Annotated in this window: 8 protein-coding genes and 1 pseudogene; 8 read left to right on the top strand and 1 reads right to left on the bottom strand. The window is 71.9% G+C overall.

Features of this window, described 5'->3' with window-relative positions; genetic code table 11:
* Position 1: 1 nt before the first annotated feature.
* On the bottom strand, positions 2–706 hold the full coding sequence (locus IH26_RS0128760; protein WP_030439373.1) for a maleylpyruvate isomerase family mycothiol-dependent enzyme: 705 nt from the start codon (positions 704–706) through the stop codon (positions 2–4).
* 282 nt (positions 707–988) lie between these two features.
* Between IH26_RS0128760 and rsgA the strand changes: the two genes are divergently transcribed.
* The 8 genes and pseudogenes from rsgA to whiA all read left to right on the top strand — a co-directional run bounded on the left by rsgA (position 989) and on the right by whiA (position 13,125).
* Positions 989–2,026 (top strand): ribosome small subunit-dependent GTPase A, encoded by a 1,038-nt coding sequence (gene rsgA, locus IH26_RS0128755; RefSeq protein WP_030439372.1) that lies wholly within the window; start codon positions 989–991, stop codon positions 2,024–2,026.
* Between the two features lie 23 nt (positions 2,027–2,049).
* Positions 2,050–3,849 (top strand): hypothetical protein, encoded by a 1,800-nt coding sequence (locus IH26_RS0128750; RefSeq protein ID WP_030439371.1) that lies wholly within the window; start codon positions 2,050–2,052, stop codon positions 3,847–3,849.
* Between the two features lie 140 nt (positions 3,850–3,989).
* The gene (gene uvrA / locus IH26_RS0128745; RefSeq protein WP_030439370.1) at positions 3,990–6,950 is read left to right on the top strand and encodes an excinuclease ABC subunit UvrA; all 2,961 of its coding nucleotides are present in this window, start codon (positions 3,990–3,992) and stop codon (positions 6,948–6,950) included.
* A 253-nt stretch (positions 6,951–7,203) separates the two neighbouring features.
* Complete coding sequence (locus IH26_RS0128740) at positions 7,204–7,758, top strand: Rieske (2Fe-2S) protein (protein ID WP_030439369.1); 555 nt, start codon at positions 7,204–7,206, stop codon at positions 7,756–7,758.
* A gap of 123 nt (positions 7,759–7,881) precedes the next feature.
* Positions 7,882–9,834: pseudogene (uvrC, locus tag IH26_RS0128735) on the top strand (excinuclease ABC subunit UvrC); the annotation flags it as partial.
* Between the two features lie 363 nt (positions 9,835–10,197).
* Complete coding sequence (gene rapZ / locus IH26_RS0128730) at positions 10,198–11,109, top strand: RNase adapter RapZ (RefSeq protein WP_425394408.1); 912 nt, start codon at positions 10,198–10,200, stop codon at positions 11,107–11,109.
* Complete coding sequence (locus IH26_RS0128725; RefSeq protein WP_030439366.1) at positions 11,106–12,068, top strand: gluconeogenesis factor YvcK family protein; 963 nt, start codon at positions 11,106–11,108, stop codon at positions 12,066–12,068. Before rapZ ends, IH26_RS0128725 begins: the two co-directional genes overlap by 4 nt.
* A gap of 76 nt (positions 12,069–12,144) precedes the next feature.
* Positions 12,145–13,125: a DNA-binding protein WhiA gene (whiA, locus tag IH26_RS0128720; protein ID WP_030439365.1), complete on the top strand. Its 981-nt coding sequence runs from the start codon at positions 12,145–12,147 to the stop codon at positions 13,123–13,125.
* The last annotated feature ends 405 nt before the right edge of the window (positions 13,126–13,530 follow it).

Genomic DNA, 13,530 nt, shown 5'->3' with positions numbered 1-13,530 from the left:
GTCACTTCCACCTCGCGGGGGTCGGGAGCTCGCCGTCGGGCGAGACGGTCAGGTCGGCGCCGTCGCCGCGGCCGGAGAGCCAGGCGGCCAGCGACTTGGTCGGGCCGCCGACGACCGGCGGGTTGTCGGCGGTGCCGATGGTCAGCGGGTGGTCGATGCCGTACGGGCGCAGGACCATCGCCGGGAACTCGGCGCTCGCGGTGGTGACCACCTCGCGGAGCAGCCGCAGCGCGAACGCGTCGGACCAGTTGGCCGGCGTGTAGCCCTGGCCCAGGTCGACGTGATGCACCTCGACCTCGCGCAGCCGCGCCCACGGCACCCCGGCGGCGGGCAGCTTGATGAACTCCAGGTGGAAGGTCCACGCCTGGGCCGGCATCGCGGCGCCCGCGTCGGCGAACCGCTCGTGCGCCGCGCGGATGTCCTCGAGTTGCTCGCGCAGCGGCCGGGCGGCGCCCTCGGCGATCGCCGCCTCGCGGGCCGCCGGTGACGCGTAGGCCGGGGTCTCCACGCCGGTGCGGGCCCAGGTGAGCAGATTCGTGTACGCGTCGGCGTTGCGCGCGATGTGCGTCAGCACGTGCCCGACGGTCCAGCCGGGCAGCAGCGACGGCGCGGAGATCACCGCCGGGTCGAGGTCGGCGGCGGCGCGCAGCAGATTGTCGGTGGCGCGGTCGACGTCGGTGAGCAGAACCAGCGGATCCATCGTCACGAGGGCCACCCTACTGGCATGGCGCCGAAGAGGTTGGGGACTGGTACGGCCCCGCGAGGGCTCGGATTCTCCACGCCATCCGTAGGACCAGGCGTCGGTGGCAGCACAGCACAGAATTCGCTTTCGCTCGGGGTGGGCACGACCTACCGTCGATCGCAGACGCGCCGGTCCGACCCGCGGAGGAGGTGGGGAACGTGCCGTTAGTCGTTTTCGCGTCCCTTCACCCGGAGGTCGACGCCTGACCACCCGGCCAGGCGCCCTCCCGTCCCGCAAAGGGTTCCCATGTCGCACGACCTGTCCCGGCTCGGCTGGGACGACTCCCTGGCATCCTCGTACCGTCCCTTCGACCGTCCCGACGCCGAACCGGCGCGCGTGCTGCGGGCCGACCGCGGCGTCTGCACCGTGCTCGGCGAGTCGGGTGTCACCCGGGCCAGCCTGGCCGGCAGCGTGCTGCTGGGCGCCGCGCGGGACCCGGTCCGGCTGCCCTGCGCCGGCGACTGGGTGGTGACCCGCCGCTGGCCCGACCGCCGGGTCACGCTGGAGGCGATCCTGCCCCGGCGTACCGCGCTGATCCGCCGCACCTCCGACAAGGACGCCACCGGCCAGCTGCTGGCCGCCAACATGGACACGGTCGCCGTCGTCGAGCCGATCCATCCCGAGCCCGACGACGCCCGGGTCGAGCGGTTGCTCGCGCTGGCCTGGGAGTCCGGGGCGAAGCCCCTGCTCGTCCTGAGCAAGGCCGACACCTCCACCGATCCGGAAGCGGTGGCCCGGCAGCTCGCCGAGCTCGCGCCGGGGGTGCCGGTGGTTCCGGTGAGCGTGCGGGGCAGGAAAGGCATAGACCAAATTCGGGCGTACGCCGGGGGCGGGCGCACCCTGGCGTTGCTGGGCCGTTCGGGCGCCGGCAAGTCGACCCTGGTCAACGCGCTGGCCGGCGCCGCCGTCATGCCGGTGCAGGCGATCCGTGACGCCGACGGCAAGGGCCGGCACACCACCGCGTACCGGAATCTCGTTCCGCTGCCCGGCGGCGGCGCGGTGCTGGACACCCCGGGGATCAGGGGCGTCGGCCTGCTGGACACCGCCGAGGGGCTGGACCGGGCCTTCGCCGACATCGCCGAGCTGGCCGCGCACTGTCGCTACGGCGACTGCCGGCACGGAGCCGAACCGGGCTGCGCGGTCGCCGCGGCCCTGGCGAACGGGTCGCTCTCGGCGCGCCGGCTGGCCAGCTGGCGCAAGCTGCGGCACGAGGTGGAGGTGGAATCCGCCCGGCAGAAGGCCCGGCAGGCCACGGCCGCCGGTCACCGTCATCGGCGGGGCTGAACCCGGTCTGTAAGAATGCACCGATGCGTGCGGTGGACGAGGGTGTCGGACAGTCGGCCCCCGAGGCCTCGACGCCGCCGGTCGCCGCGCCGCGCCGCCGGGCCGATCTCTGGGCGCCGCTGAGCTACCTGGCGATCGCCGTGCTGGTGATGATCCAGCTCTGGCGGGACCCGAGCGGCCGGGTGCTGGCGAGCAACAAGGACGACCACGGCTTCTTCCTGTACGTGTTCGCGCACGGCGAGCGGGTGCTGTTCCACGGCGCGAACCCGCTCTTCGACGACCGGCTGAACGTGCCGGACGGCGTGAACATGATGGCCAACACGTCGGTGCTGGCGATCAGCCTCCCGTTCGCCCCGATCACGCACTTCCTCGGCCCGGGCGTCGCCGTGGTGCTGGCCCTGACGCTGGGCCTGTTCGGCACCGCCACCGCCTGGTACCGGGTGCTCTCCCGGCACCTGGTGACGAGCCGGGTCGCGGCCTGGATCGGCGGGCTGTGGTGCGGTTTCGCGCCGGCCCTGGTGTCGCACGCGAACGCGCACGTCAACTTCGTGAGCCAGTACGTGACCCCGTTCATCGTCTGGCAGGTGCTGCGGCTGCGCGAGCCGGGCCGGGCGGTCCGCGGCGGGATCATCCTGGGGCTGCTGGTCGTGCTGCAGGTCTTCATCAACGAGGAGACCCTGCTTTTCACCGCGCTTGCGCTCGGCGTCTTTGTCATTGCGTACGCAAGCATGTCTTTCCAGCAGGCGAAGCGTGCGGCGCGGCACTTCCTGGCCGGCCTCGGCATCGCGCTGGTGACCGCCGGCGTGCTGCTGGCCTATCCGCTGTACTTCCAGTTCACCGGGCCGGGCAGCTATCACGGGCAGCCGTTCCTGCCGGACAAGTATTCGACCGATCTGCTGTCGATCGGCGCGTTCGCCCGCCAGTCGCTGGCCGGCAACGCCTGGCTGACCCGGCACATGAGCGTCAGCGGCACCGAGGACAACACCTTCTTCGGGCCGGCCGGCCTCGCGATGATCGTGGTGTCGGTGCGGGTGCTGTGGCGCAACGTGGCCGCCCGCGCCGCGGCGATCGCCGGCCTGCTGCTGCTGGTCGCCTCGATGGGCCCGACGCTCAAGGTGTTCGGCTGGAACACTCGCGTGCCGCTGCCGTTCGGCCTGGTCAGCCGCCTGCCGATCATCGACCTGGTGAGCGTCACCCGGTTCGCTATGGTGGCCGCCACGATCGCCGGCCTGCTGGTCGCGCTGGCCACCGACCGGGTCCGCGAGTGGCCCGCCGGCCGGCGCCGCACCTGGTTCCGGGTCGGCCTGGCGCTCGCGCTGGTGCCGCTCGCGCCCAAGCCGCTGCCGGTCGTCGCGGGCGATCCGCTGCCCGCCTTCCTGGCCCAGGGAACCTGGCGGCAGTACGTGGCGGCCGACCGCACCCTGGTCACCGTGCCGCTGCCGGAGGTGACCACCGGGCGGGACGGGATGCGGTGGGCGGCGCTGACCAAGCTCGAGTACAGGTCGCCGCGCGGCTACTTCATGGGCCCGGTCAACCCGCCGGCCGACCGCACCGGCTCGTGGAACGCGCCCAGCCGGTTCACCTACAGACTGCTCTGGCGGGTCCGCGAGTACGGCGACCCGGCCGTGCTCGACGCCACCGACCGGCAGCGGATCCGGGACGACCTGATCTTCTGGCGGGCCGGGGTCGTCGTGCTCATCCCGAACAGCCGTAACGGGGACGCGCTGCTCGCGACGCTGACCGACGCGCTCGGCAAGCCGCAGCTCGTCGGCGGCGTGGAAGTATGGGACATGCGGTCGTTGCCGGTTCCCCCGGCCGAGTGAGCTTGGCCGCGCGAACTGCGGGAATGTGCAGCATGTGACAGTCGCTGCACCTGGACGGGCCGGTTCCGGCGAAAACTTGTCGTACCCCATGGCTAGAGTGGCCGCGGCTCTTTCAAACACATGTACGGAGAGGCTGGCTGGTGGCCGACCGTTTGATCATTCGAGGCGCGCGCGAGCACAACCTGCGCGACGTCAACCTCGACCTGCCCCGCGACGCGATGATCGTCTTCACCGGGCTGTCCGGCTCGGGCAAGTCCAGCCTCGCGTTCGACACGATCTTCGCGGAGGGTCAGCGGCGCTACGTCGAGTCCCTGTCGTCGTATGCGCGGCAGTTCCTCGGGCAGATGGACAAGCCCGACGTCGACTTCATCGAGGGCCTGTCCCCGGCGGTGTCCATCGACCAGAAGTCGACCTCGCGCAACCCGCGCTCGACGGTCGGCACCATCACCGAGGTCTACGACTACCTGCGCCTGCTTTTCGCCCGTACGGGCATCCCGCACTGCCCGGTCTGCGGCGAGCGGATCAGCAAGCAGACCCCGCAGCAGATCGTCGACCGGGTCCTCGCGATGGACGAGGGCACCCGCTTCATGGTCCTGGCCCCGGTGATCCGCGGCCGCAAGGGTGAGTATGTCGATCTCTTCGCCGAGCTGCAGTCCAAGGGGTACGCGCGGGCCCGGGTCGACGGCGTGGTGCACCCGCTCACCGAGCCGCCGAAGCTGAAGAAGCAGGAGAAGCACACCATCGAGGTGGTGATCGACCGGCTCAGCGTCAAGGCGTCCAGCAAGCAGCGCCTGACCGACTCGGTCGAGGCCGCGCTGGGCCTGGCCGGCGGCATCGTCCTGCTCGACTTCGTCGACCTGCCGGAGGACGATCCCGGCCGCGAGCGTCGCTTCTCCGAGCACCTGGCCTGCCCGAACGACCACCCCCTGGCGATCGAGGACCTCGAGCCCCGGGTCTTCTCCTTCAACGCGCCCTACGGCGCCTGCCCCGAGTGCACCGGCCTGGGGACGAAGAAGGAGGTCGACCCCGAGCTGATCATCCCGGACGTGGAGCGGTCGGTCCGCGAGGGCGCGATCCAGCCGTGGTCCGGCGGCCAGACCATGGAATATTTCCTGCGCCTGCTCGAGGCCCTCGCGGAGGCGGAGAAGTTCTCGGTCGACACCCCGTGGCGGGCGCTGCCGGCCCGCGCGCAGAAGACGATCCTGTACGGCTCGGAGGACCAGGTCCACGTCCGGTACCGGAACAAGTACGGCCGCGAGCGCTCCTACTACACCGGCTTCGAGGGCGTGGTGCAGTGGATCGAGCGGCGGCACAACGACACCGAGAGCGACTGGTCCCGGGACAAGTACGAGGGCTACATGCGCGACGTGCCGTGCCCGGTCTGCGGCGGCACCCGGCTCAAGCCCGAGGTCCTCGCCGTGACCATCGCCGGCAAGAGCATCGCCGAGGTCTGCAACCTGTCGGTGGGCGACTGCGCCGAGCTGCTGGCCACCATCGAGCTCGACGAGCGGCAGCACATGATCGCCGAGCGGGTGCTCAAGGAGATCAACGCCCGGCTGCGGTTCCTGGTCGACGTCGGCCTCGACTATCTGTCGCTGGACCGCGGCGCCGGCACCCTCTCCGGCGGCGAGGCGCAGCGCATCCGGCTCGCCACCCAGATCGGCTCCGGCCTGGTCGGCGTGCTGTACGTGCTGGACGAGCCGTCGATCGGCCTGCACCAGCGGGACAACCACCGGCTGATCGAGACGCTGGTCCGGCTGAAGAAGCTGGGCAACACGCTGATCGTGGTGGAGCACGACGAGGACACCATCCGGACCGCCGACTGGATCGTCGACATCGGGCCGGGCGCCGGCGAGCACGGCGGCCAGATCGTGCACAGCGGCTCGGTCGAGGGCCTGCTGAAAAACCAGAAATCGCCGACCGGGGCGTATCTCTCCGGCCGCAAGACGATCCCGACGCCGCGGACCCGCCGGCCGCAGACCCCCGGCCGCGAGCTGGTGGTGCAGGGCGCGCGCGAGCACAACCTGCGCAACCTGACCGTCGGCTTCCCGCTCGGGCAGTTCATCGCGGTCACCGGGGTCAGCGGCTCGGGCAAGTCGACGCTGGTCAACGACATCCTGTACACGGTGCTGGCCAACCAGGTCAACGGCGCCCGGCTGGTGCCCGGCCGGCACACCCGGATCACCGGCCTCGAGCACGTCGACAAGGTGGTGGGCGTCGACCAGTCGCCGATCGGGCGCACCCCCCGGTCCAACCCGGCCACCTACACCGGCGTCTTCGACAACATCCGCAAGCTGTTCGCCGAGACCACCGAGGCCAAGGTCCGCGGGTACGGTCCGGGCCGGTTCTCGTTCAACGTCAAGGGCGGCCGCTGCGAGAACTGCGCCGGCGACGGCACCATCAAGATCGAGATGAACTTCCTGCCCGACGTGTACGTCCCGTGCGAGGTCTGCAAGGGCGCCCGGTACAACCGGGAGACCCTGGAGGTGCACTACAAGGGCAAGACCATCTCCGAGGTGCTGGAGATGCCGATCGAGGAGGCGTCCGGCTTCTTCGAGGCGATCCCGGCGATCCACCGGCACCTCAAGACCCTGGTCGACGTCGGCCTCGGCTACGTCCGGCTCGGCCAGCCCGCGCCGACCCTGTCCGGTGGCGAGGCCCAGCGCGTGAAACTCGCCTCCGAGCTGCAGAAACGCTCCACCGGGCGGACGGTCTACGTGCTCGACGAGCCGACCACCGGCCTGCACTTCGAGGACATCCGCAAGCTGTTGCTGGTGCTCAACGGCCTGGTCGACAAGGGCAACACGGTGATCACCATCGAGCACAACCTCGACGTGATCAAGACGGCCGACTGGATCATCGACATGGGTCCCGAGGGCGGCAGCAAGGGCGGCCTGGTGCTGGCCACCGGCCGCCCCGAGGAGGTGGCGGAGGTGGCCGAGAGCCACACCGGCGCGTTCCTGCGGCACTCGCTCGGGCTCGAGGGCGAGCCGGCCGGGGCGCCCGCGGCGACCGCCCGCGCCGCCACGGCGAACGGGGCGACCGCCGCGAAACCGGCGGCGAAACGCTCGACGCGGGCCCGGACGAAGGCTACGGTCTGAGGGCTCGGTAACCAGCTAAGTCACAGGTAACTCATAGCTACGGCACCCGTTCCGGATCCTAGTCTCGGACGGGCGCCGAACCGTGTGTTAACAGCGCGCGAAGGCGCCGGGCAAAGGTGCCCAAAAGCGGGGAAACAACCGCGCTGAGGCGGGACAATTTCGTGGGATTCCTGAACCGGCCAGCCCGCGACCGCGTACACAACTGCGACGCCGCGTGACCACACTCGCGGACCATGCACTGGAGGGCCAACCGATGACAGACGTGCAGACGACGACCGAGACCGAGACCGAGACCGAGCACAACGCCGAGGAGCCGGGCCGTCCGGGTACCGGCTCGCCGCGCCGGCTCGTCCTGCTCGGCGCCGGCGCCGTCGGCGCCACGGCGGTCCTGGCCGCCTGCGGCACCAGCACCACCGCCAGCAACACCAGCGGCACGGACTACAGCAACGAGCCGGCGCCGGCCGGCAGCGGCAAGGCCAACGCCAACCCCGGCGACACCGGCGGCAAGGCGAACGGCTCGACCGGCGGCAGCGCGCTGGCCACCACGGCCGACGTGCCGAAGGGCGGGGGCATCATCACCGCCGACTACGTGATCACCCAGCCGACCGCCGGCGAGTACAAGGCGTTCAGCAAGGTGTGCCCGCACCAGGGCTGCGACGTGAACAAGGTGGCCGACGGGGTGATCAGCTGCCCCTGCCACGGCAGCAAGTTCGACGTGAACACGGGCGCGGTGACCGCCGGGCCGGCGACGAAGGGTCTCGCCGAGACCAAGGTCAAGGTGGACGGCAACAACATCGTCAAGGCCTGATCCGCCGAGCGTTCGACCTGCCAGGAGAATTGGGCGCAGTCGGCCGGAGGTCCGACGCCGTGGCGGCGGCAACGGACCTCCGGTCGGACAATAATGTCAGTCCCCCGCACTACTGTTGAGCCCGTGCCAGACCCGTCCACGTACCGTCCGGCGCCGGGGACCATTCCGGAGTCGCCAGGCGTCTACCGTTTCCGCGACCCGGCCGGCCGCGTGATCTATGTCGGCAAGGCCAAGAACCTGCGGAATCGCCTGAATTCCTACTTCGCCGACACCTGGTCGCTGCACGCCCGCACCCAGCAGATGGTGACCACCGCGGCCAGTGTGGACTGGGTCACCGTCGGGACCGAGGTCGAGGCCCTCCAGCTGGAGTTCTCCTGGATCAAGGAGTTCGACCCGCGGTTCAACGTGAAGTACCGCGACGACAAGTCGTACCCGTTCCTCGCGGTCACCCTCAATGAGGAGTTTCCCCGCCTGCAGGTGATGCGCGGGGCCAAGCGCAAGGGCGTGCGCTACTTCGGGCCGTATTCGCACGCCTGGGCCATCCGCGAGACGCTCGACCTGCTGCTGCGGGTCTTCCCGGCGCGTACGTGCTCGTCCGGGGTCTTCAAGCGGGCCGGCCAGATCGGGCGCCCCTGCCTGCTGGGGTATATCGGCAAGTGCTCGGCGCCGTGCGTCGAGCGGGTCAGCGCCGACGAGCACCGGGCGATCGTCGACGACTTCTGCGACTTCATGGCCGGGCGTACGGATACGTTCGTGAAACGCCTCGAGCGCGAGATGCTGCAGGCCTCGGAGGAGCTGGAGTTCGAGCGGGCGGCCCGGCTGCGCGACGACATCGCCGCCCTGCGCCGCGCGATGGAAAAGCAGACCGTGGTGCTGGGCGACGGCACCGACGCCGACGTGGTGGCCTTCGCCGAGGACCCGCTCGAGGCGGCCGTGCAGGTGTTCCACGTCCGCGACGGGCGGGTGCGCGGCCAGCGCGGCTGGGTCGTGGAGAAGGTGGAGGACCTGTCCACCGGCGACCTGGTGCACCATTTCTGCTCGCAGATGTACGGCGGCGAGTCCGGCGAGGGCGACGTGCCGCGCGAGCTGCTGGTGCCCGAGTTGCCGGAGGACGCGGCGGCCCTGGCCGACTGGCTCTCCGACCACCGCGGCAGCCGGGTGCACCTGCGGGTCCCGCAGCGCGGCGACAAGCGTGCCCTGCTGGAGACGGTGTCCCGCAACGCGGGGGAGTCGCTGCAGCGGCACAAGCTGCGCCGGGCCGGCGACCTGACCACCCGCAGCAAGGCGCTCGACGAGATCGCCGAGGCGCTCGGGATGGAGACGTCGCCGCTGCGCATCGAGTGCTTCGACGTGTCGCAGATCCAGGGCACCGACGTGGTGGCGTCCATGGTGGTCTTCGAGGACGGCCTGGCCCGCAAGAGCGAGTACAGGCGCTTCGCCGTGCGGGGCAACGCGGACGGCAGCGGGATGGACGATCTGTCCGCGATGAGCGAGGTGATGCGGCGGCGGTTCGCGCGGTACAAGGCGCAGGCGGGCGCCGGGCAGCTCATCGAGGAGGAAGCCATCATCCCGGCTTCGGAGGACGGCGACGAGATCGCCACCAACGAGCTGCCGGGGATCGACCCGTTGACCGGCAAGGCGCGGCGATTCGCCTACCCGCCGCAACTGGTCGTGGTGGACGGTGGGCAGCCGCAGGTCAACGCCGTCGCCGCGGTGCTGTCCGACCTCGGCATCACCGACGTGGCGCTGTGCGGGCTGGCCAAGCGCCTCGAAGAGGTGTGGCTGCCGGGGGAGGACTTCCCGGTGATCCTGCCGCGCACCTCGGAGGCGTTGTATTTGTTGCAGCGGGTCCGCGACGAGGCGCACCGGTTCGCGATCACGTATCACCGGCAGCGCCGGTCGAAACGGATGACCGCGTCGGCGCTGGACAGCGTGCCCGGCCTCGGCGAGACCCGGCGCAAGGCGCTGCTGCGGCAATTCGGGTCGTTGAAACGGCTGTCCGCCGCCACCGTGGAGGAGATTACCGAGGTGCCCGGGATCGGCAAGCGGACCGCCGAGGCGCTGCTGGCCGCGCTCAACCCGCCCCAGCCCGGGGCCCGTGTCCGGGGGCGCGCCCGTGTCCGGGGGCGCGCCCGTGTCCGGGGGCGCGCCCGTGTCCGGGGGCGCGCCCGTGTCCGGGGGCGCCTCCGTGTCGGGGGCCGCGCCGGTGTCGGGGGCCGCGCCGGTGTCGGGGGCCGCGTCTGTGGCGGGGGCCGCGCCCGTGTCCGCACTCGCTGTCACGGCGGCGCCGCCGAGCGAGGGCGCCGGGACGGGCGCCGCCGGGCTCGACGCGGCGAAGTCTGGAGGCGAAGAGTGAGCGGGGCGCGCGGTGAATAGGATTGTGTGTCCGCTCGACGAGGTGCGGGCGGGGCGACGCGGGAGGCGTTCGTGACGGAGTCGTTGCCGGATTTCCCTGACGGCGCGGTCGAGGGCGTGGTGGATCCGGACGAGTTGGCCACCGATCTGGTGGTCGTGACCGGCGTTTCCGGCGGCGGGCGCAGCACGGTGGCCCGCGCCCTGGAGAATGTCGGCTTCTACGTGGTGGACAACCTGCCGCAGGCGCTGATGCTCGACATGGCCCAGCTCGCCTTCCAGGCCGGCGGCGCCGCGCGGCGTACCGCCATGGTGCTGGATGTGCGGAGCCGGGCGTTCTCCACCGACCTGGCCGGCGCGGTGCGGGCCCTCAAGGAGCGCGGCTTCTCGCCGCGGGTGGTGTTCGTCGACGCCGATGACGAGGTGCTGATCCGCCGGTTCGAGTCGGTGCGCCGGTCGCATCCGCTGCAGGGCGACGGGCGGCTCGCCGACGGCATCGCGGCCGAGCGCAAGCTGCTCGAGGAGGCTCGCGAGCAGGCCGACGTGATCATCGACACCAGCCACCTCAACGTGAACCAGCTGCGCCGCCGGGTCGAGGAGCTGTTCGGCGGCGAGGACGTGCGGCGGCTGCGGATCACCGTGCTGTCCTTCGGTTTCAAGTACGGCCTGCCGCCGGATGCCGACTACGTGCTGGACGCCCGGTTCCTGCCCAACCCGTTCTGGGTGCCCGAGCTGCGCGACCACACCGGGCTGGAGGAGCCGGTCAGCAAGTACGTGCTCGACCAGGAGGGCGCGGACCAGTTCGTGCGGACTTACGCGGGGCTCGTCGCGTCGACCGCGCCCGGCTTCGAGCGCGAGGGCAAGCGGTACCTGACCGTGGCGGTCGGCTGCACCGGGGGCAAGCACCGCAGCGTCGCGATCGCCGAGGAGCTGACCGCCCAGCTGCGCGACATGCGGCTCGCGGCCCACGCCTCGCACCGCGACCTGGGGCGGGAGTGACGGCGCCGATCCGGGTGGTCGCGTTCGGGGGCGGGCACGGGCTGGCCGCTTCGCTGCGGGGCCTGCGGCGCGCCGCGAGCGAGCTCGACCTGGACATCACCGCGATCGTCACCGTCGGCGACGACGGCGGCTCCAGCGGCCGCCTGCTGCTCGAGCGGGACGCGTTGCTGCCCGTCGGCGACCTGCGCAAGGCGCTGGCCGCGCTGGCCTGCGACGACCCGATCCGCCAGCGCACCGCCGATCTGCTGCAGTACCGGTTCGCCGGCGACGACCCGCTCGCCGGGCACGCGGTCGGCAACCTGCTGCTGCTGGGGCTGATGGAAATGCTCGGCGACCCGGTCGTCGCCCTCGACCACGCGGCCGCGATGGTCGGCGCGCAGGGCCGGGTGCTGCCGATGGCCCGGCACGCGGTCGGCATCGAGGCGGAGATCCTGGGCGCCGACCCGGCCCGCCCCGGCGAGGTGGTCACCGTGCGCGGGCAGCACGCGGTGGCGGTCGCGCCCGGGCACGTCGAGGCGGTCCGGATCGAGCCGGCCGACCCGCCGACCTGCTCGCAGGCGATCGAGGCGATCCACGCCGCCGACTGGCTGATCTTCGGCCCGGGCAGCTGGTACACCAGCGTGCTGCCGCATCTGCTGGTTCCGGGGCTGGCCAGGGCGATCACGGCGAGCCCGGCCCGCCGGCTGGTCACGCTCAACCTCGCCGCCGACAACGAGACCTCCGGCCTCTCGGTGGCCGACCACCTGGCCGCCCTGCGCTGGTACCTGCCCGGGCTGCGGATCGACGCGGTCCTCGCCGACGCGAAGTGGGTCGGCGAGCCGGAGCCGGTGCACCGGGCGGCCGAGTCGCTGGGCGCCCGGCTGGTGTTGGCACCCCTGGCCGTTGCGGACGGCAGCCCCAGGCATGATCCTGAGTCGTTGGGTGTTGCACTGGTGCCAGTATTGGGCCCGGCTCGTTAAGCAGTGGCGTAGTGCCGTTGGCTTAGTAGTGCAGCACACACACCGATCAAGTTCAGTCGCATGAGGTGACCTAACGATGGCGATGACGGCAGCGGTCAAGGACGAGCTGAGCCGGGTCGACGTGCCCAAGCCGTGCTGCCGCCGCGCGGAGATGGCGGCCCTGCTCCGGTTCGCCGGCGGCCTGCACATCGTCTCCGGCCGGGTGGTGGTCGAGGCCGAGCTCGACACCGGCGCGGTGGCCCGGCGCCTGCGCCGCGAGATCGCCGACGTGTACGGCTACCCCAGCGAGGTGCACGTGCTGGCCAGCGGCGGCCTGCGCAAGGGCAGCCACTACATCGTGCGGATCGTCAAGGACGGCGAGGCGCTGGCCCGCCAGACCGGCCTGCTGGACGTGCGCGGGCGCCCGGTCCGGGGCCTGCCGCCGCACGTCGTCTCGGCCAACGTGTGCTGCGCGGTGGCCGCCTGGCGGGGCGCGTTCATGGCGCACGGCTCGCTCACCGAGCCGGGCCGCTCCAGCGCGCTGGAGATCACCTGCCCGGGCCCGGAGGCCGCGCTCGCGCTGCGCGGCGCCGCCCGGCGGATCGGGATCACCGCGAAGGAGCGTGAGGTCCGCGGCGTCGACCGGGTGGTGATCAAGGACGGCGACGCGATCGCCGCGCTGCTCACCCGGATCGGCGCGCACGCCAGCGTGCTGGCCTGGGAGGAGCGCCGGGTCCGCCGCGAGGTGCGGGCGACGGCCAACCGCCTGGCCAACTTCGACGACGCCAACCTGCGCCGCTCGGCCCGCGCCGCGGTCGCCGCCGCCGCCCGGGTCACCCGCGCGCTGGAGATCCTGGCCGACGAGGCGCCCAACCACCTGACCTCGGCGGGAGCGCTGCGCCTGGAGCACCGCCAGGCATCCCTGGAGGAGCTGGGCGCCCTCGCCGACCCGCCGCTGACCAAGGACGCGATCGCCGGCCGCATCCGCCGCCTACTGGCCCTGGCCGACAAGCGAGCCCGCGACCTGGGCATCCCCGACACCGAGGCGGCCGTCACCCCCGAGATGCTCGCCTGCTGAGCTGGCTGGCGTCGCCTCCGGCGCGGCGGGCGATCGCCGGCCGTTCCGTGGTAGAGGGTCCCGGCAATCGGGGGCCGGTTTTGCGCAACCCATCGCCACACGCGAGACGCGCGCTGCGGCCGTTACCCCGCGCTCAGCTCGCGTTGTCGACCGGGGACTTGACGTTGCGCGTACGTCCGAGTGGTTTTGAATTAAGTTTTGGGTGGCGGACTTAGGTCACGTTCAGGTATCCCACCCGGCCGTTGGGCCTGGGGGAGACTCGGCTAGGGTCGTTGTCGACGGCGACGGTGCCGGCAGTTCGGCCGACCGCGCTGCGACGCCGCCAGTCTGGTGCGGCGCGCTCATTCCGCTCGGCCGGACGCCTTACGCCGAACCTGAACGGCGTGCAGACCCTCCGCCGGTCGA

It is taken from the genome of Actinoplanes subtropicus, from assembly GCF_000721705.1.
Lineage (GTDB): Bacteria > Actinomycetota > Actinomycetes > Mycobacteriales > Micromonosporaceae > Actinoplanes > Actinoplanes subtropicus.
The sequence above is the reverse complement of the archived record's forward strand: the minus strand, read 5'-3'. Positions and strand labels throughout refer to the sequence as shown.

Coding starts and splice junctions, on each gene's coding strand:
- rsgA (WP_030439372.1), top strand. CDS start 989: ATGTCGCACGACCTGTCCCGGCTCGGCTGGGACGACTCCCTGGCATCC.
- IH26_RS0128750 (WP_030439371.1), top strand. CDS start 2,050: ATGCGTGCGGTGGACGAGGGTGTCGGACAGTCGGCCCCCGAGGCCTCG.
- IH26_RS0128740 (WP_030439369.1), top strand. CDS start 7,204: ATGACAGACGTGCAGACGACGACCGAGACCGAGACCGAGACCGAGCAC.
- whiA (WP_030439365.1), top strand. CDS start 12,145: ATGGCGATGACGGCAGCGGTCAAGGACGAGCTGAGCCGGGTCGACGTG.